This is a genomic window from Armatimonadota bacterium, assembly GCA_016789105.1.
In the GTDB taxonomy this organism is placed as follows: Bacteria; Armatimonadota; Fimbriimonadia; order Fimbriimonadales; family Fimbriimonadaceae; genus UphvI-Ar2.
In genome coordinates, this window is record JAEURN010000007.1 from 177,251 (window position 1) to 197,298 (window position 20,048).

The 20,048-nt window shown below is 54.6% G+C and carries 15 protein-coding genes; 6 read left to right on the plus strand and 9 right to left on the minus strand.

Features of this window, described 5'->3' with window-relative positions:
- Position 1: 1 nt before the first annotated feature.
- The gene (locus JNM28_08325) at positions 2-817 is read left to right on the plus strand and encodes a methyltransferase domain-containing protein (GenBank protein MBL8068441.1); all 816 of its coding nucleotides are present in this window, start codon (positions 2-4) and stop codon (positions 815-817) included.
- On the opposite strand, the gene JNM28_08330 is transcribed toward JNM28_08325, so the two are convergent.
- A complete protein-coding gene (locus JNM28_08330; protein ID MBL8068442.1) occupies positions 807-3,287 on the minus strand; it encodes a DUF4965 domain-containing protein in 2,481 nt (826 codons plus the stop codon). The two genes, JNM28_08325 and JNM28_08330, sit on opposite strands and share 11 nt — an antisense overlap.
- 119 nt (positions 3,288-3,406) lie before the next feature.
- Here JNM28_08330 and JNM28_08335 point away from each other — a divergent pair, with 119 nt between their 5' ends.
- Positions 3,407-4,306, plus strand: coding sequence for a WD40 repeat domain-containing protein (locus tag JNM28_08335; GenBank protein ID MBL8068443.1), 900 nt, complete (start codon positions 3,407-3,409; stop codon positions 4,304-4,306).
- Positions 4,307-4,421: 115 nt separating this feature from the next.
- Complete coding sequence (locus JNM28_08340; GenBank protein ID MBL8068444.1) at positions 4,422-6,629, plus strand: redoxin domain-containing protein; 2,208 nt, start codon at positions 4,422-4,424, stop codon at positions 6,627-6,629.
- 238 nt (positions 6,630-6,867) lie between these two features.
- Here JNM28_08340 and JNM28_08345 read toward each other — a convergent pair whose 3' ends face one another.
- Positions 6,868-8,814, minus strand: a complete 1,947-nt coding sequence (locus JNM28_08345; GenBank protein ID MBL8068445.1) for a DUF5060 domain-containing protein — start codon at positions 8,812-8,814, stop codon at positions 6,868-6,870.
- A 107-nt stretch (positions 8,815-8,921) separates the two neighbouring features.
- Here JNM28_08345 and JNM28_08350 point away from each other — a divergent pair, with 107 nt between their 5' ends.
- The 3 genes from JNM28_08350 to JNM28_08360 all read left to right on the plus strand — a co-directional run bounded on the left by JNM28_08350 (position 8,922) and on the right by JNM28_08360 (position 13,679).
- A complete protein-coding gene (locus JNM28_08350; GenBank protein MBL8068446.1) occupies positions 8,922-10,148 on the plus strand; it encodes a GntR family transcriptional regulator in 1,227 nt (408 codons plus the stop codon).
- The gene (locus JNM28_08355) at positions 10,145-10,996 is read left to right on the plus strand and encodes a prepilin-type N-terminal cleavage/methylation domain-containing protein (GenBank protein ID MBL8068447.1); all 852 of its coding nucleotides are present in this window, start codon (positions 10,145-10,147) and stop codon (positions 10,994-10,996) included. The genes JNM28_08350 and JNM28_08355 overlap by 4 nt, the downstream gene beginning before the upstream one ends.
- 277 nt (positions 10,997-11,273) lie before the next feature.
- Positions 11,274-13,679 carry a hypothetical protein gene (locus JNM28_08360; protein ID MBL8068448.1) on the plus strand — a complete coding sequence of 802 codons (2,406 nt, stop codon included), beginning with the start codon at positions 11,274-11,276 and terminating at the stop codon, positions 13,677-13,679.
- Between the two features lie 141 nt (positions 13,680-13,820).
- On the opposite strand, the gene JNM28_08365 is transcribed toward JNM28_08360, so the two are convergent.
- From JNM28_08365 to JNM28_08395, 7 genes are all read right to left on the minus strand, one after another.
- Entirely contained in the window at positions 13,821-14,165 is a 345-nt protein-coding gene (locus tag JNM28_08365; GenBank protein MBL8068449.1) for a hypothetical protein, read from the minus strand.
- Between the two features lie 178 nt (positions 14,166-14,343).
- Positions 14,344-14,721: a hypothetical protein gene (locus JNM28_08370; GenBank protein MBL8068450.1), complete on the minus strand. Its 378-nt coding sequence runs from the start codon at positions 14,719-14,721 to the stop codon at positions 14,344-14,346.
- Between the two features lie 1,174 nt (positions 14,722-15,895).
- Positions 15,896-16,057 carry a hypothetical protein gene (locus JNM28_08375; protein ID MBL8068451.1) on the minus strand — a complete coding sequence of 54 codons (162 nt, stop codon included), beginning with the start codon at positions 16,055-16,057 and terminating at the stop codon, positions 15,896-15,898.
- A 182-nt stretch (positions 16,058-16,239) separates the two neighbouring features.
- A complete protein-coding gene (locus JNM28_08380; protein MBL8068452.1) occupies positions 16,240-16,980 on the minus strand; it encodes a hypothetical protein in 741 nt (246 codons plus the stop codon).
- A gap of 912 nt (positions 16,981-17,892) precedes the next feature.
- Entirely contained in the window at positions 17,893-18,225 is a 333-nt protein-coding gene (locus JNM28_08385) for a hypothetical protein (protein ID MBL8068453.1), read from the minus strand.
- A 124-nt stretch (positions 18,226-18,349) separates the two neighbouring features.
- Complete coding sequence (locus JNM28_08390) at positions 18,350-18,721, minus strand: hypothetical protein (protein MBL8068454.1); 372 nt, start codon at positions 18,719-18,721, stop codon at positions 18,350-18,352.
- Between the two features lie 1,003 nt (positions 18,722-19,724).
- On the minus strand, positions 19,725-20,048 hold a 324-nt coding region (locus JNM28_08395), incomplete at its 5' end, for a hypothetical protein (GenBank protein ID MBL8068455.1).

The window sequence follows — 20,048 nt, forward strand, 5'->3', positions numbered from 1 at the left end:
CATGGATCTTGTTGAACACCATTACAGTCGCAGCAGTGTCTTGGAGTCGATCCGCAATGGGCTCGCTGAGCTTGGCAAAAACTTGGATGGGCTGACCACCGCCGATCTTGCCCCGGTTGACGAATTCCACGTCCGAGGGCGGGAGGCGACGATCGAGTTAGCGAAGAGGGCCGGCTTTGAGCCAGGGATGAAGCTCCTTGATGCCGGGTGCGGGGTCGGGGGTTCGGCGAGGCACCTTGCCGAAGTGCACGGGGCCACCGTGTACGGAATCGACCTAACCCCTGATTTTGTGGAGGCGGCCACGCAACTCTCCCAATGGGTCGGACTTGAAGACAAGACGGTTTTTGCGGTGGCCAACGCCCTGGATTTGCCTTTTGGCGACAATGAATTTGACGGGGCATGGACCGAGCACGTGCAAATGAACATTGCGGACAAAGCCCAGTTCTATTCGGAGATTGGCCGCGTGGTCAAGCCGGGAGGCAAGTTCGCATTCCACGACATTTTTGCGGGAGTCGGCGATGTCCAGTTCCCAGTGCCTTGGGCCGATGATTCGGGGATCAGTTTCTTGGCTACACCGCAAGAGGCTTTTGACCACGTCCGTGCAGCCGGGTTCGAGATCATTGAAAGCGAGGACGTGACTGCGCTTTCTGCGGCTTGGTTCAAGGCGGCGATTGAGAAAGCCTTGATCGGCCCCAAAGTGCCGCTGGGCCTGCACCTGTTGATGGGCGCCACGGCAAGGGAGAAACTCGGGAATGTCGCCCGGAACCTCAGCGAAGGAAGGATCCGGACCGTTCAAGCCATTGCGGTTAAGGTTTAGGCTTTGATACTTGCACAAGTCCGCAATCGATGTATTGACCCCCCTGGTTCTGGTGGCAATGGATGGCAATGGAATTCTGGCCCGGTTTCAACGATTTGAGGGCGGCTTTCGAGATTGCAAATACTTCATAGCCCGTCGTCCATCCCTCGCGTTTGAGGGCTAAGACACCGTTCAAATAGACATCGACATCGTCGTCGTGATGGAGCCAAAGGCGGAGATTATCGGGGATTGGGTCGGGCAGGTCGACCACTCGGCGGATCCAAATGTCGGGAGTGTCCCAAACGGTGGATACCCGCGCCCCAGGTGTTCCGTCCATCCCAAATCCGGATCGACCCGATTTCCATTTGCGGTCGTTATAGGCTGGTTTGAACCAATCGGGAGCCGGCAAGTCTGTGGTGTACTGCCAGGTGACGGGCTCCTGGTCAGCGGCCACCATGACGGGCACCACCACGGGCGCAGGGGGGATGGGCGCCCAACCCGCTGGGTTCAAAGGGTTTTTGTGGGCCCACTTTTGCCACAGAGCCGGCCGATAGAGGAACGGGATCATGGCCGCCCCCATCACCGGGCGGGCTTCAAAGAAATTCAGGTGGCCGGTGGCGGTGTCGTACCAGTCGCCCAGGCCGATCCGGTTCGGAGTTTCGCCGGCATAGCGGTAGACCCCTTGCATGACGGACTCCCAATCCGACGGGTTGCCGGTCAGGGTGGCGATCCAGATGTTCCAATCCAACTTGGCCCCGGTGCCCCGGCTGTCGATGGGCAGCCCATAGGGGTTCAGTTTTGATCGGTAAAAAGTCATCTCAGCTTCTTTGACCGACTGCGGGAACGTGCCGAATCCCAAGATCGTATCCCAGACCAAGTTGTATTTCTGGCTCCAGGTTCCGGGTTTGTCAAACGTGAGCCGGCTGTGCCCGCCGTCTGCGGATTCGCGGATCCACCGGGCGGCATAGTTCTCGGCGGTGGTTTTGTAGGCCAAGGCATCTTCGGTTTTGCCCTGCATCCGGCATAGTTCGGCATAGGCGCGGATTCCCAAAATCGCTTTGGCCGAGAGATTGACGTTTTGGGCTTGGTGACCAAGGAAGTCATCGGTGCAGAGTTGGTTTTCCGGGTTGAACCCCTTTTCAACCAGGTAGTGGGCCCACCGGCTGAGTGCAGGCCAGTGCCGACCGGCGTATTCGGCATTCCCCTCCATATGGGCGATGGCTGTAACCAGGATCAGCATGTTGGCCGATTCCTCGACCGGCATTTGGTTTTCTTCGGATTGTTCGCCCCCGCCATAGACTTGGCCGTTGGCCAGGGGATAGGTGCCCAGATCGTGGGGCGCGAACGGGAACTTCCACCGGCTTGAGCCGCCATAAGCCAAGATTGGTTCGACCAGCGCTTTGGCCAGGGCAGGACCAAACAAGAGGGCCTGGGGAGACATGGGGTAAATGACATCGGCGGTTGCCAGGCAACCATTGCTGGAATTTTCCTTTGGGAACCACAAGGGTTGGCCATTGGGGTCGGCGACCAGCTTGCTCCCGGCGATGCATTGCCGGTAGGCGAGGCTGGCAAGCAGGGAATAGTCCGGCCCTCCGATGGCCATGAAGTCTGCCGTCAGCTCCTTGTCGAATGCCTCACATGCCCGGCGGATTGCCGGAAGCGCATCAGCGGCGCCTAAGAGGAGGCTCCGCATATCGGTCCCATTTCGGCGCCAATACCCTTTGAGGTCTTGTCCGAAGTATTGAATAGAACGACCGTCGTCGTAGGCCAGGAATGAAACCTGCTCGACGGGTGCCTTGCCGACTTTGCGGGGGCCAAACTCCAACCGGGCAGTGAACGACCCGGCCGGGGCCGTGGCTTCGGCGGAGGCCCAAACGGATCCGCCTTGCGCGCCCAGATAGCAGTACCCCCAATCGATTTGCGTGCGGTCGCCTTTGGTTGCCAACACCGGCTGGTTCACCGTCCCAAACGAAATAACGCTCGCCTTGCCCAAGGCTTCGATTTTGCTGGCCACTTGTTGGTCAGTCCGGCTGGCGGCCAGCAAGCCATTCACCGAAACAGTGAACCCAACCTGATGCGGCTTTCCGTCTGTGGCGGCCGAACGGCAAACGACATAGCTTAGGGGTCGGGACATCATGTCGAGGTCGGTGGCGACCGATGCGCTCAAAAATATGAGTTCGACCTTGACGCCCATCCCGCTGAACGTGGCCCCAACTTGGGTCGGTGTGACGCTCGTCCCGGTTTGCGGGAGCGCCGGGGTTTTGGATCCGGGGTTGCCAAGCAGTCGGAACTCTTGGCCGTCGATGGTCGCTACGACCCTAATTTGGTGGGGGGCATGAGTCCAATGTTCGGTGTCGGCAGATGTCCAGACTTCGTTCGGCATCCAAATGCTGAAATAGGGGTCGTGGGCGACAAGGGGGATCGACGGGGGGCGGAACGGAAGTTGGTCAGGCATGGGTTGGGCAAAGGCGGCCAAAATCGCCAGCAACATCCCAAAAGGCTACCAGGTGGATGCCCAGCGCGGACTCGGGGTTCCAACCATATCGACATCAGGCTTCTCTGCAGTCCTCCACGCTCCGCCGATGTGGGTGTTTGCGCTATGATGGCCCTATGCTGATTAGTTCAATCGCCTTTATGGTCATGGCGGCGCAGGACGCCGGCCAGTTCAAAGGCCACACCCGGGAGGTTTCTTGCGTGGCAGTTTCGCCCAACGGGAAAATGATGGCCTCGGGCGGGGTCGACCACACCGTGCGGCTGTGGGATCCCCAGTCGAAACGGATGTCCATGGAACTCACTGGACACGATGGGGAAGTCCATTGCGTGGCGTTCAGCCCCGATAGCAAGTTGCTTGCTTCGGGCGAGATGTACAAAAAGCTCAAGATCTGGGATGTGGCCACTGGCAAGGAACTCCACACCTTCGCCGATTCCGAGGGGGCAATCCTCGGCGTGGCATTCAGCCCCGATGGAAAGCGGGTCTTTGCCGCCTGCAAAGATAATGCGGCACGGGTTTGGACAGTCGGATCCGATGGGCAGGCCGTGATCTTCAAACACAACTGGGCGGTCAACGGCATCGCCGCCTCGCCGGACGGAAAAACCATCGCCACAATCGACGACGGCGGTTCGATCAACATTTGGGATGCTTCGACCCTGAAGCAAGTAGCGACTTGGAACCATGCCTCCAGCGGACGGGCATTGGCATTTTCCGGCGATGGGAAGACCCTGGTTTCAGGCGGTGGCGGCGTTGTCAAAAGCTGGGATTTTGCCGAAGGCAAAGAGCGCGGTTCTTTTGAATGCGAGGCAAACGCGGTTGCCGTGGCTGCCGACGGCTCTTCCATCCTCGTCGGAACCCAAGACAATCTGACCATCCTTTTGAAAGGGGCGGACTTGAGCGTGGTTTGGAAGCAGGAAAAGCACGAGCGACCAGTGACCGGGGCGGCCATTTCTCCAGATGGGTCGATGGCCTTTACGTCGAGCATGGATTACACGCTCCGGGCCTGGCGGCTCAAATAGCCGGGGCCTGTCCTGAGCACATGAAGGGGCTATTGATTCCCCACAATGCCACCACTGGGTTTCCAATCCAGTCTTACCAATTTACTTTGAAGATCAAGAAGTGGCATGATGGCCCATGGTTTTCCGAGCCGTCTGCCTTTTTGGACTCCTCGTCTGTTTTGCGGTGGCACCGGCCCAGGATGAGCCAGGCCCGGGCCACTCGCACTTGGGTACGGCTTTTGACTCTGGATTGCGATCCAAACCATGGAAATTTGAAGGATTGGGCAATGCACCGTTCCCGATCTCGACCATAAACCCCGAAACCCAGGGCTGGTATGACCAAGGCAACGAGCTGCTGCACAGTTTTTGGTTTGAAGAAGCTGAGCGTTCTTTCCGTTGGTGTTTGAAACTTGAACCCGAAAACCCCATGGTCTATTTCGGGCTGGCGAGATGTGGGCTGAATTGGTTTTCGGCCGGCGCCGGGCCCGATCCTTCGTTGCAGCGATTTCGCGACTTTTTGAACGAAGCGGTTAAGCGTAAAGACAAAGCGACTGAGCGCGAACGGCTTTATATCGAAGCGTGGGATGCGGCTTGGTCCAAAACCGGTGACGAGGCGAACCGCGAGATCATCCGCCGTTTGGAAGAGTTGTGCGTGAAATACCCCGCGGATATCGAAGCCAAATGCCAACTCGCCTTTTTCAACATCGGGCATGGGAGTGCCCTGGCAAACGAATTCCTCATCCAACAAATCTTGGCGGTCAACCCCATGCACCCGGGGGCGCACCATGCTCGGATCCACAACTGGGACGATGTTGACGGGGCTCAAGCCGTGGCGAGTTGCGAACTGTATGGCAAGGCGGCCCCCGGGGTCGGGCACGCCCTGCACATGCCCGGCCACATCTATGCCGGAATCGGGATGTGGCACGAAGCCGCCATTGCCATGGATAGCGCCACAAGGGTCGAGCTCCGACACATGACCCAACGGCTGGCCTTCCCGTTTGAAAACTGGAATTACCCGCACAATCGGGATTACCTTTCTTACATCCAGGAACAGCTTGGGCGGATGGAGGCCAGCCTGCAAGGCAGCCGGGATATCTTCAATGCCCCTAAGGATCCCGCGATTGCGGCGTCGCAATATCCGGCCATGATGCCCTATTCACGGGCCTTGATCAAATTCGAACAGTGGGAACAGATCCTCGATGAGACATCATGGCCAGCGACGCTCTCTGGCTTCGAAGCGGACTTCAAGTCTTTGGCCCAGGTGTTTGCCTGGGCTGGCTTGGGGAAAGCTGAAAAAGCCCGGGAGGCGCTTACCAAGCTCGAAGCCTCCCTGGAGACCCAGATTGCGGATGAGATTGCCAAGTCTCCTGCCGATGCCGCCCGGATCCGCAAAGAATTCGAAGAAAACATGCCGCCCGTGTTCCGGGTTGCAAAGGCCAAGGTGCTCCTGGCCGAAGGGAAGAGGACGGAGGCGATCCGCCTGCTTTTGGATATTGCGGAGCAGGAACGGCTTGCGCGCGAGGAAGGCCGGTACTCCAACGATCCGCCTAGCGACCCCTGGCCGGCGATCCGAGTTGTGGGGGATGCTTACTTGGCTGGCGGCGATTATGGTAGCGCAATCGATGCCTATGAAGGCACTCTCGCCGTTGTCAAAAACGACGCTTGGGCGCTTGCCGGACTGGCCAAAGCCCACGCCGCCCGCGGGGAAACCGAGAAGGCGACCCGCTACGCCGAACGGTTTTTAGCCGTTTGGAGCGGCGCCGACCCCAACCTCAAGCTATTGGGAGAGGTCAAGGCGCTGAACCTGACCACAACGCCCCGGGCCGAGACATTGAAACCCGAGCGCGAATACGTCCCGGCAAACCTGGATTCCTTTGGGCCGAGCAATTGGGTTCCGTTTGCCGCCCCCGAACTGGATGGTTTGGACATCAACGGCAAGCGCATCACGCTTGCCAGCTTCAGGGGCAAGAACGTTTTGCTCGTTTTCTATCTCTCCGACCAGTGTGTCCATTGCATGGAGCAGTTGGGGGCGATCAGCAACCGGCACAGCGAGTTCGAGAACCTTAACACCGTCATCCTCGCCGTCAGCGCCACGACTCCCAAGGCGAACAAAGATTCGTTGAAGCTTGGGGCATTCAATGCGGTTCTGGTTTCAGACGTGGACCACCAGAACGCCCGCCGGTTTGCCAGTTACGACGATTTTGAAGAGATGGAATTGCACTCGACGATCTTGATCGACGCCCAGGGCCGCGTCGGGTGGAAGCGGTCGGGGGGAGAGCCGTTCGGAGACGTGGACTACCTGCTCGCAGAAATCAAACGTTGGAACCCATGGCGAACTGAGTGACCATGCCCCGGAGCCGATTGCGGTAGCCGGTCGATCCCTATTTGACACCAGCCGGATCACAACGCAAATCGTTTGCACGGCCTTGGAAAGGTCGCCTTGAGCATTGTTGGGCGGCCGGGATTGGTCAATGCGGTCGCCATGCCCGATTGGGCGGGACTTGGCGAAGTCTCGCCTTGCATCGGCAACAACCGTAGCCAAAATCAAGACCCGGAGAATTGGACGAGGGCTCGAGGTGCCCTCATTTCCGAGTCAGAGTGAAAATGGCGTCGTCCCGATTGATCAGGATGGGTTTGGTCGTTGTCTGGTTTTTGATGGTCACCGTTTGGGTGACCTGAGATTTTTTGTCGAGGTCGTAAATGGTGAGCGTGTAGCTGCCGTCGGCAAGGGGGAGGTTGGCAACCGGAGTGGAGAAGTCCGGGGTTTGAGCTTGTTTTTCAATGCGCAGGAGAACAGTCGCTTTGTTGCCGGTGGCGATGGCGTTAGCGGCGGTGCCGGCACCGGGGATGGCAATGCTGGCGAGGCGCACCCAGTCGGGGCCGTCGTTGTCAAGTTCCAGGATGGTTTTTCCGGCGGGGACGGGAATGGTCAAGGCTTTCTTTCCAGCGTCTTCGTTTGGTTCGAAGGAGACTTTGGCGACCTGTTTTCCGCCGATTCGGGCGATGAGGTTGCCGCCTCCTTGGGAGATTTGGACAAAGCGGATGGTGACGACCCCAGCCTTGGGGGACGTGAAAGTAAGTTTGATTGGTTGGGGCCGCATCTCAGCGTGGCCAGACCCTTGGAAGAATGAGGACATGCCACCGAGTTCGTTGGCTTCTTCGGGAAGTGAGTAGGAGAATTTGTGGACAGGTTCCCAATCGCCGCCAGGGGAAACAACAAGGTCGGCGGCCGGGGCGATCAGTTTGGGAGTGAATTTGGCAATTTGTTGGGTGAGGACACCACTCGCTTTTAGAATTTTTGAGGCGAACGCGTATTCGTCGAGCAGGTTTTGGGGATAGACGTTATCCCAATACCAGTATTGGGCCGATCCGGAGTGCCCCATGACCAGGGCGGTGAAAATCGAATCGCGGATCGCTGTGCGTTGGATGGCTGGCCCGGCCTGGGCGGCGGCGGGGCCAACTTCGCCGAAAAAGTACGGCTTGTCAGCCTTTGGCGGAGAGGCGAGAAGGAGGTTTTGGACGCGGTTTGGGTAGCCATGGGGTTGGTAGTAGTCCATGTCCGCATAGATGGGGAGGCTCATGCGGGAGGAGGTGGTCACGAGGTGGCGGTACGGGTCAATAGAGCGCAGGTAAGCGGCCATTTCTTGATGCCAGTCCCCGACGAGTTGCTCCTTTTGGTCGTAGTTGGGATCGACCCATTCAACTTCATTGAACAGCTCCCAGGCCATAACGGAAGGACTGTGCCCGTAGCGGGCGACAGCGTAACGGAGCCAGGCCTTTGCGATCTTTTTGGCTTGCGGAGAAGAGAAGAATTCTGTGGGGGTGTCAAGGAACCCGCCGTTGGCTTTGTTCCAGGGATTTTCACGCCAGTTGGAGTTGACCCGCGAAGACCAAGGGCCGTGGTGGAAGAGGACGAATTGGTATTTCACATCGCCTTTTTCGGCGGCCTCGGTAACGGCTTGCCAGCGGTCGAGCGGGGCTTCGTCAAATTGGAGGGGATTGCCTTTGACCCAGAACGGGTTTTTGCCGTCCCAATGGTCGGCCCAGATGCGGGTCCAGTTGACTCCGTACCTTTTGAGTTCGGGCAGGGCCGCTGGGAGATCGGGGACGTTGTCGGATCGCCATGCGAAATTGAAACCCAGAGGCCAGTAGGATTGGCCATTGTCAAAGGCAAATCGGTGGTCGGGGGTCGTGCGGACGAAACCCGTGGGGAGGTTCCTTGAAAGGGCCAAGGTTGTTTTTGCCTCGGTCGGCGAACCGTTCTGGATCACAGTGCCCTGGTAAGTGCCTTTCTCAGTTGCGGCGAGGGTGACATGCCATTTTCCGTGGGAGTAAAAGGCGATTCGGGTGGTTGTTTTGCCGGAGGGCGACACAAAGATCACTTGAATGTCGTTTTGGGAAGGGTCAAAAGGATTTCCGGCAGTTTTGATGTCGAGGGTTGCCGTCACCGGCCCGAACCAACTGGTCTTGGTCAAGGTGCCCCTGGCTTGAGGCATCAGGAGGAGGGCTATGATCATCGTGGCGGTCATGATGGTTTCCAGACTTCTAAGCAGATTGTAAACTAAGCGATACAATACATATCGCATTTTACGAAAATTAATTTGCATTTTGCGATACTTTCTGTATAATGACTCCAATGCCCAGTGGCGAGCACAAACCTTCGGCGCGGAGAAATGCGTTCAAGGAAATAGCAAGCGACCTGCAATCGCGAATCAGATCTGGCGAGATCGGATTGGGGCGGATGCTGCCAACGGAAAGGGAACTGCAGAACCGGTATGGGGTGAGCCGATCGACGGTGCGCCGGGCTTTGTCGAAGGTGATCCACGACGGATGGGCTAAGAATCTGCCGAATCGGGGGGTGGTGGCCGCATCTGGCTTTACCGAGGCGGCGACCAAGAATATTGCTTTTATCGAGGGGCAGAGTTATGTCCAGCGGGTTCTTTCAGTCCGGATGAGCGAAGCCTTGCGGGCCCAAGGCTATCACCTTATTCATCTTGATGCGACAGGCCCAGTGGCTCTTGAAGATGCGATCGAATATTGCGTTGAAAACCAGTTTGCTGGCGCGGTTGTTTGGCCGATGCGAGGATTTGCCGATGACGAAACGATGGTTCGGCTCTCTAATGCGATACCACTTGTATTTCTGGGGCACATCTTGGCAGGGGCCAAGGCCGACTATGTGACGTTTGACAATTTGAACGCCGGCGAGCTGGCGACTCAGCGATTGATCGATTCAGGGTGCAAGAGGATTGCGGTGACGGGCATGATGGATATGTGCGGCCTGAACCACGACCGTTTTTCCGGCTATCTGAAGGCGATGTTTGCCAACCATTTCCAGCCGACGGCAAGGGATTTTTGTTTCAACTACACGAGTGCGATGCCCAAGCCGGACAACACTCATTTGACTTCACGTCTGGTGGCAAATGACCGACCTGATGGGATCGTCGTTTTGCAAGACGAATTCGTTCCCTCGACCATTGAGACGGCATTGAACGTTGGGTTAAGGGTTCCGGAGGATGTGAAGATTTGCACAATTGGCGACGACGTCGATGTTTCGGTCGACGGAGTGGGGATGAGCGCGGTGGCGCTCGATTGGGATGAGGTGGGTCAACGAGCGATCGAACTGTTGATGGATCGGATTGCCAATCCCACCCGGGATGTGAAGACGGCAGTGTCTTCGCATCGTTTGATCGTCCGGGGTTTGTGTGGGGCACACCGTTCGGAATGGACAGAGAATCCGGACGCCCTTTCTGGTTTTCACGGCAATGTGCCGTTTCCTCGGTCTGAGTACCGATTTTCGTCATCTTGGCCGACGGCTTTGCAAGTTGTGGCCCCCGAACTCAAAGAAGAGGCACCCTCATCATGAAAAAGGCATTTACCTTAATTGAATTGCTCGTGGTTATTGCGATTATCGCGATCCTGGCGGCGATCTTGTTCCCTGTTTTTGCACAGGCCAAACAAGCCGCAAAGGGGACCCAATCGCTTTCCAACGTGCGGCAAACGGCGACAGCATCGCTGATCTATGCGACGGACTATGACGACTTGTTCGTTTCGCAGTGGGTCGGCCCCGAGAACAGTTACGGCTGGCAACAGAGCTGGATCATGCTCATGCTGCCGTATATGAAGAACTATCAGATCTTGAAAGATCCGAACGATAGCATTCCAACGACCACGGCCTTTGACTCGGGTCCAAAAATCAGCTATGTTGCCAATGGCATTGTGGCCGGATCCTGCGAAGCCCCGACTTGGCAATGGAAATTCCGCGGGGTCATCAATGTGAACCAATCAAACAATTGGTACGAAAACGGCACCCGTTCGCAAACTGAAATCACTCGGATAGCCCAGACGATCCTTTTTGCAACCCGGACGAGAAACCCGAAGAATGCCGACCACTCTCCCGAACTGGGCGCTTTTGAAGGGGCATTCGGAGCTTACAACGTTGTTTTGAACAACGCATCGTCCGTCGACTGCAACCCCAGCGGGGAATGTACTTTGCCGGGTCAAAGGAGCCTTTGGTCGGCCCCTGATCCAACATACAAAGGTTACATCGACCGCTTCTATGGTAATGGTTCGCCAGTTGCTTTCGCAGATGGCCACGCCAAAATGATGCGTCCCGAGCAGACCGTTGATTTTGCAAAGGGAACAGCCTATGGCAACACCGGTTGCATGGAAAGCAAGTTCCAGAACATGTGGGACGCGCTGTATCAAGAGTAGGGATATGAAAAGGGCCTTCCTCCTCACCCTGCTCCTTGGACTATTGGGCGGCGCATTGTTCGGTTGCAGCAGCAATGAAACCGAAAAAGGCTATACCGCCGATGATTTTGCAAAGCGCCCTCCACCCCCTGGCTATGGCCCGGCAGGTGGTGCCGCAAAGTCAAACGAGAGTCCTCCTGCGGAACAGGGTAAGTAAGGCCATTTCGCTGGCTAGGGTCTGTTCCCCCAGACCCTAGCCCACCACATTTGTCCAAACCATATTTTTTGATCCACAGAGATGATTTCGACACCGCTTGCCGACAACTGGAAGTTTCGACTGCACGACGAGGATCCGGGCTACCACCGCCCGCAAACCCAAGAAATGGGTTGGATGCCGGCGTCGGTTCCCGGCTATGTTCATACCGATTTGATGCGGAATGGGGTCATTGGGGATCCTCACCGCGAGCGGTTTGAGCTCGGTTGCCGCTGGGTCGATGACCGCGATTGGATTTATGAGTGCGAGTTCGACTGGTCGGCAAAGCAAGGGCTCGACAAACGGGTGATCGTGTTTGAAGGGCTCGACACGGTTGCGGACATTTACCTGAACGGAGATTTGGTCGGTTCGTTTGACAATATGTTTTTGCGCCATGAGATCGATGTCTCTCATCGGCTGGCCACGGGTACCAACCGTTTGACGATTCACTTTCATTCAGCGGTGCGGGTTGGGAAAGAGCGGCGGTCGGAATACTTTGCGTCAAACGGGATCAAGAATGAAACCGCCTGGTTTGACGAACGGGCATTCGTCCGGAAGGCCGGGTGCATGTATGGCTGGGACTGGGGTCCGCGTTTGGTTTCCTGCGGCATTTGGAAGCCGATTACGCTCATTGAGTTTGCGCGCCGGGTCAAATCGGTGGCGGCAGGCCAAACCTATTTGGGGGCCGGGCGGTTCCGAATCGATGTCGATGTCGCTATTGAAGGGGGTGGGGAGGCAGAGATCTTTTGGAACGGGGGGGCCGTGGGCCAATCGTTTGAAACCGACGGGGCACGCTGGGAGCCAAACGGCGAAGGCGAAGCCGTTTTGCACGACTTGGAAGTGCGCCTAGGTGATCAGCTCATCCGCAAGAAGATCGGATTGCGGACAATCGAATTGCGACGGGAGCCGGATGAAGCCGGAACCAGTTTCGAATTTGTGGTGAATGGCCGGCGAGTGTGGTGCCGGGGAGCGAATTGGATTCCCCATGACTCGTTCTTGACGCGGATCAGCCGCGAGGATGTTTTTGCGGCGGTCGATCGATACAAGCGGCTGGGAATGAACATGCTACGAGTGTGGGGAGGCGGGATTTATGAGACGGACGACTTTTACGATGCCTGCGATGCCGCCGGGATCATGGTTTGGCAGGACTTTCCCTATGCGTGCAGCTACTATCCGGATGACGAGCATTACCAGCGAGTCGCGTTGCAAGAGGCGCAGGCGCAGATCCAACGGCTGAAAGATCGGGCGTCGCTCGCAATTTGGTGTGGCAACAACGAAAACCGTGTCCTTTGGTGCGGGAAATGGGGCGGGGCGGAAAACGCACCGGAGCGATTTTATGGCGAAGTGATTTATGACAAGGTCTTGAAACGCGCGTGCGAGGAAGGCGACCCTGGCCGCCCTTACATTGAATCAAGTCCTTTGCTTGTAACGGGAATGGTGGATGAAAAACATATCCCCGCGCAGCGCCATAGTGACGACCATTTTTGGGATGTGTGGCATGGCCGGGGGGACTGGATTCATTACCGGGATTCAGAGACACGGTTTAGCTCGGAATTCGGGTTTGCTAGTTCATGCTCGTTGCATGCGTGGGGTTTGGTGTCCGACGATAAATTAAGCCCAGACCACCCTGTTGTGCGGTGGCACGACAAAACCACCAAACCTTGGGATGTTTTTCGGGGCATGGTGGAGTTACATTATCCGGAGGCTAGGACGCTAGAAGATTGGGTTTACTATTCGCAGCTTAACCAGCGGGACGCGATGCGTGCGGCTATCGAACATTACCGATCGAATCCGTCTTGCAGAGGCGCGCTGATTTGGCAGGCAAACGATATTTGGCCGGTGCAAAGTTGGTCACTGGAGGATCATGCCCGGTTGGTCAAACCTGCTGGCTTTGAAATGATTCGCTGTTTTGCGCCGATCTTGTTGTCGGCAAACCTATCGGAAAACTGTTTACATGTTACTGTTTGCAACGATTCACAAACGCGGATTGATGATGACATAGTTGTCCGGTGGCTAGATAAGAATGGCTGTGTCATGGCAGAAACGTGCCGCTTTGTGGCAATCGAAGTTGGTAGCAGGTGCGATCAATGTTTCACCTTAGTCAAAGAAGCAACCTTTGTTGAAGCCCTAGTGAAAAGTAGGCCGGAACTCACTCGCCATATCAGTTTGAAAGAACCAAAGGACTTGGCGTTGCAACCGCAGGTGCTGACGGGGGATGTGTGCGGGGAAAAGTTGATTCTGGCATGCCCAGGATATGTGTTTGATTTGGCGGTGTGGACTGACGGTGACAGTTATCAACTGGTCGACTACGAGAGTGGTCTTGCCGGGTGTCGCTTGTGGACTGGGCGTGATTTGAAAGTCAAGCTTCTAAGCCAGGGAAGGGCAAACTCATTCAAGGCTCGCTCTTTGGCCGGCGTGCATGAGATCCGTTTTCGAAACCCATCCCGTTGAAGTTGCAACAGGGATTTTCAGCCTAAGTCAAATCTGTAGACTGGTGGAGATTCCTGGACGCGAATTGCAACGTCATTCTCAGAGATTCGAGTGACGAGACATTCTAAGATTTCCTACTTGCAGGCAATTTGTAATGTCCATTCACACGGTGTGGGTGATGTCCGAGCCGGTGTAGCTGTTACCTTTGACAATCCGGCCGGCCAGGTCAAAGGTGAAGCTGTGCGGGCCAAACTCGGTGATGGTGACCATGTTCCCGGCGGCATCATAAGCCCAGTTCATCGTTGATGACCAAGGCAAAGAACCAGACATCGAAACCGGACGATCCAGGGCATCATAGGTTAAGGTCCGCACGACGGTTGTCCAGGCGCGCTCAACAAGCGGGTTGCCAACTTCATCATAGGTGCTCGTGGTGGACTGGGTGTCGCCAAAGGGGTTTTTGGCAACGCGCACGCTCAATTTGCCACCGGCATCATAGCTGCTGGTCACAGTTTACTGGCTGTCGCCATAGATGATTGTGGATTCTTGCCCCCGGGGTATCGTAAGTGTAGGTGATGGCCCGGTACGACCAGTGTGCGAGAGAATTTGCCCGAATTGCATAGCTTTACCAAGAGACTAAACACTGCAATTCTGTCAAGTCTGCGCACCATTGTCGTCGGCATTATGCTCAAAAGAAAACCCTAATAGATTTTGGTTCATCATAATAACCGTGTAACGAATAGTTAGGTCCATGGTTCGAGATCTGTACTAACCCAAATGCAGAGCGAAATTCACGCGTTGTGCCAACCGGTATCCCATACTTCGGAAGTCGCTCGCTACTGATCGGCTTCAAATCGTAATCGACAACACCATCAAATTCCGTATTACTTGAACTTACAGTCTGCAAACTTGATTGATAAACAGTCCAAATTGTCTCATACTCTATGTACAAACGGCCATTATTTTCACCAACAGTAACCGACTTTAGCCAAAATCCACTGCGGTAGACCAGAATAGGAACGAGAAAAAATAAGATGGCAGCAGAAATCGCAAGATACCTTTTCAATCGTAAATTTTTCATTTCTTATCTTTCACAAGGATTGAATTTGCTTAGGACGTCGTATACGCATTGAGACCGGGCTACGTGGGCGGGAGCACGTGGATTCCAGGAAACTGGAAAATCCCTCGGATTCTTATAATTATAATTCCCACTAGGACTAGATAGGGGTAATCCAGCACACCCCTTTCGCCTTAATATTTGATCTGCTGACGCAATTTTAAAGCTGTAGTTGCAATTTAGAAGCGCTTTCGCAATCTGGCTCTTTGAAGCCCCGGCAAATGGTGGAGTTAATTTGGCATATAGCGCTGGGTCACATTTTTTAGCTGCTGCAAGTATTGCTTCTACTCGCGCAGTCTGTAGTTGCAAGCATCCGAAAGAATTTCCCTTCGGAACTCCTATTGCTGCCGTGAGATCTTGAGCCGGATCTTTTGGCCAGGCATAAGTTGTTCTTTCCGTTAGTCCAATTGAGCAAACTGAATTTGGGTCCGCACCCATCGATTTTCCGACATTGCAACAATTCTCTTCACATAGAATTTTCTCAATTGCTTCACGGCTTACTCCACACTTGTTTTCAAGCTCACTGAATAGCCCGCTATAAGTAGCAAGCGGCATCCAGCTGGAACGGGTTCTATATGTCGAAGACCCTATTCGAAAGTGCACATCATATTTTTTGCAGGGGCCATTAACATTGACATAGGTGGTTGCTATATATTTATCATCTTTGTCGCAACTGACAAACTTCCACCCAGGTTCCCCATAAGGAGGAGGTCCTTGCTGCGGGTCAATTTGCATCTCGCTCGGATCCACCGCGCCCATCGGCCGCCCTCCCACATACCCATACGCCGGCTCAGAAGGCCAGAGCGGATCCACCGTTGTCCAAGCCCCGGAGTTGTGGGAATAGTGCCTTGCTCTCACGTAGTGCGAGTTCCACGCTGAACCGCCTGCCCGGTACCCCCAGGTGCCACACCAGAGGAAGCGCGGATCCGGGGCGGAGCCCGTTTTCTGCCAAACTGCACCCGAGGGTTTGTACATATACGTGTTGAGCACGTTGCCTTGGCTGTCGGCGGTGGCCACAACGCTCCCCAGCCCATCCCGGATGTACATGATGCGCTCCTTTTCGGTGGTGCCAGATTCCATCAAAACCTCACCGTCAATGCTCAAATAGTTTGTGACCGCCATGTTAGTCTCGTCCTTGCAGGTATTCGCTGCCATCCCAAACCATGGTGGTTACCCCAGAACCCGTGGCCTCGCTCCGCTTCAATCCGTCGCCACTGTAAGTGTACGTTGTCCTTGCCCCAGAATCCAAATCCAAAACCAGGCGGTTTTCCTTGTCATAGCTCATCGTGATGCTTTTGCTCCCGCCCGGCCAATCGCCCCAAACCCGGATGAGGTTGCCGTTGTCGTCAAAAGTGTGGGTCGTCGGGGGACGTAACGTACTGCATTGAGGTGATCTGACCCGCGAGGTTGCAAGAGTTGTGGGTGTTCCACTGCTCGTTTCGATCTTAACAGGGCAAGTAAGAAAAATCAATCCTTCGGAGGGTTAAGGAGGCTACCGAGTTCATCATGGCGTTCAAAAACGCCCAGACTATAGACAGAAACTACAAAAAGTTCCCCCAAATCACTTTGAGATACAAGCATATCTCGCAGAGTTTTTGCTTGGGCAAAGGTTACGCTTAACGAATTTTGAACGTCCCAGGGTGTAGCATGAACTGGGTTAGACCAGTCCGCCGCGCCAAGTCCGCAATCAACAACATCAAATCCCAGTAGACTCCATCCTTGTTGTACATATTTTGGAAATGGTAGATCAACCATCCGCAGTGTTTCATTCTTCTGATCCCAACATTTTCTTAGTTTGGACCTAAGTCTTGTCCATGAATCCACCCCACAGGCTATTATTTCAAAATGATCCACGATATGCAAAGTGGCGTATTCGATTAGTTTTTCGAGAGAATAGGTCAGCTGTGTCTGAAGTTCCTTTTCATGAGCTGGCATAAGTGAATCCCAGCAACGAGAATCGATACGAGGTGCTACTGGGCAGATAACTAGATCTCCGGTAGTTTTCATTCTCTGCCGGTTGGGTGCTAACCTGCGAAGGTCGTATCCTATCACTTCAGTATTAGAGTGGTCATGGCTATTACGGAAAAACTGGTCCAAAGCATTCTCCATCAATTTCAGGGCCTGTTGGTGTGCATTTGCAATCGGGTGGATATTTGGTTTGAAGCCGATAATGCGTATGGATATCATAGCACCTTCCAATGCGACCATCACTCCATGTACCCCAATGCCCTTTGTTTTTGTTAGCCGTGTCGAGGCGCACCAGGTATGGGCATGGCGGTTCTGGAGAACATGCCGAATCAAATTTCTTATTAGGTTCAGGAGCTTGCAATGGATAAAATGGGTGCGACGGATCAATCCATGGCCAAGGGTGACCCTTTTTGTTTCTCCCGCACTCTACTCTGCGAGCAGTTTGGTACTGCACAACCCAAGGGTCTGCGGGAAGTTCTTGTGGGAAAATCGCCTGCCACCACGGCGTTTTGGAGGCAGCACCTGCTAAATTCTCACCCAATTGAGTAAGTGGCCCGCAAGGCATTCCTACTCTATAGTTGCAGATTTCATAACAGGACAAAGCTATAACGACTAATGAGCATGCACCAACTGCAAAGCCACCTGCAGACAGGCCCGAGACACCCGAGCTAGTGCCACCAGGGAGAACCTCCCAACCTGGCGGAATCAGGCTTCCACCAGGAACTGGAGGTCCAATTGGCGTCGGAATTGGAAGAGCCATCCCACTCGGATCCACCGCCCTGGTGACCCTGCCCTCGACGTACCCGTACGCGGCTTGCCCTGGGAAAATAGGATCCACGGTTGTCCAAGCCCCGGAGTTGTGGGAATAGTGCCGAGCGCGGACATAGTGCGATTTCCAGGAGTTGCTGCTTGCCCGGTACCACCAGGTGCCGCACCAGAGGAAGCGGGGATCCGGGGCGGAGCCCGTTTTCTGCCACACCGCACCGGAGGGTTTGTACATATAGGTATTGAGCACGTTGCCTTTGCTGTCGGCGGTGGCCACAACGCTCCCCAGCCCATCCCGGACATACATGATGCGCTCCTTTGCGGTGGTGCCAGATTCCATCAAATCCTCGCCGCCGACGCTTAAGTATTGCTTCGACATCGCCATTTTCAGTCAACTTCTCCTAAATACTCGCTGCCATCCCAAACCAGAGTCGTAATTCCGGAACCCGTGATCTCGCTCCGCTTCAAACCATCGCCAGAGTAAGTATACGTCGCTATCTGGTTGTTGTAATCCACAATACTTGCCATCCTGTTCTCTTTATCGTAGGATATCGTCACGATGCCGAAGTCCGCACCGCCGTCGATCCGGCCCTCGATCTCCACCAGATTGCCGTTGTCGTCGCAAGTGTCGGTCGTCGGGGTCGAAACGTACAGCATCGTCGCAATCTGACCCGCCAGGTTGAAATGCGTCGTTTTCGGCCCGGCTTCGTTACTGTTCACATTGCCCGCAGCATCGTAGGCGTTGGTGGCTATTCCGTGACCTACAGCCGTCAACTCTGTGATGCGGCCGTCTCCTGCCCCCAGGCCGCAGCTTTGATTGGGACACCAGACACAAATTTATGATCTAAGGGCTTAGCATTTCTTGACGTAACCGACTAATCCTGCTAGGGTTAATTTTGTAATCTGTTACGCATCCAACTCGCATATGCCCACCTTCTCTTTTCGAAAAGTAGCATGTCCCCCAATAGGGATCATAGATGTTACGCGCAAGACCCTCATCAAGCTCACCGGTTGATTGGATCGAATCAAAAATAAAATCAGGTAACTCAATAGCATTAACTTCAATTATCGCCACGGAAATATCTTTGTCAATGTATATTAATCGCACTTTATTAGTCGTTAACGGTGCGAAAGGTATGATTTTTCTATAAGCTAAATAATTTGGCTTCTGTTCACGAATTGTAAACATAATGGAAATTACACCTATTGCAATCACTAACAGAATACATGTCAAAACAATAAGTACATTTCTCGAGTTGACTCCATTATTACTCATCATTGCCTAACGATCTTTCCTCCTGGTAGTTTAATGAATGACCCTGGGAGATCTTGAGGATTCTCGTACGTTGCGGGGATTTTATTTCGGGGGACACTTGAAACTGGGCGCGGTCGTTTTATGATGGGATATCTTGGGCGGTCTTCCTCTGCATGCCTACTCCATCGAGAATAAAAAGCACCTAGCATGCAAAAGTCTAGATCACTGGTGTAGAAGCCAGGTATCCACCCTTCTCCAAAGTCCCACCCATCGTCGGTTGCAAGCGCATCTGCCAAAGAAACGGTTCCGCCGAATACGCTATCACTTAATTCCTTATACGAGCCCACACTATTCGGACAAAAGTCACCACACCTTATTTCAGCCAAGCAACCTGCTACAAAATGTGTAAGTTTATCTGTAGACATGCTAACTGAATCAATTTTATTATTTGTCAAACAAATTAAACAAGGCCAAATAAGGTGGTCATCACATTCATTTGTTGGCCGGGGGAGAACTCCCCTGGGGAGTAAATCGTCATCCTCATCTTTGTTAAATGGCGGCCTCCAAGTCTGTAAACCCCAGTAGTCGATAGCCGTAAACGATTTCCCCCCGACATACCCATATGCCGGCTCAGAAGGCCAGAGCGGATCCACGGTTGTCCAAGCCCCGGAGTTATGGGAATAGTGCCTTGCTCTCACGTAGTGCGAGTTCCACGCTGAACCGCCTGCCCGGTAGCCCCATGTCCCACACCAGAGGAAGCGCGGATCCGGGGCAGAGCCCGTTTTCTGCCATACCGCTCCCGAGGGTTTGTACATATAGGTATTGAGCACGTTGCCTTGGCTGTCGGCGGTGGCCACCACGCTCCCCAGTCCATCCCGGATGTACATGATGCGCTCCTTTTCGGTGGTGCCAGATTCCATCAAAACCTCGCCGTCAATGCTCAGATATTGCTTTGCAAGTGCCATTAGTCGGTTTCTCCTAAGTATTCGCTGCCATCCCAAACCAGGGTGGATACGGCGCCATCAACAATCGAACTCCGCTTCAAACCATCGCCAGAGTAAGTGTACGTTGTCCTTGCCCCAGAATCCAAATCCAAAACCAGGCGGTTTTCCTTGTCATAGCTCATCGTGATGCTTTTGCTCCCGCCCGGCCAATCGCCCCAAACCCGGATGAGGTTGCCGTTGTCGTCAAAAGTCTGGGTGGCCAGCCCTGCATCGGTTGAAATGGTGACGGCCTGGCCCGCCAGGTTGTACGGATAATGCGTGCTCCCCTGCTCGGTGGAGAAGGT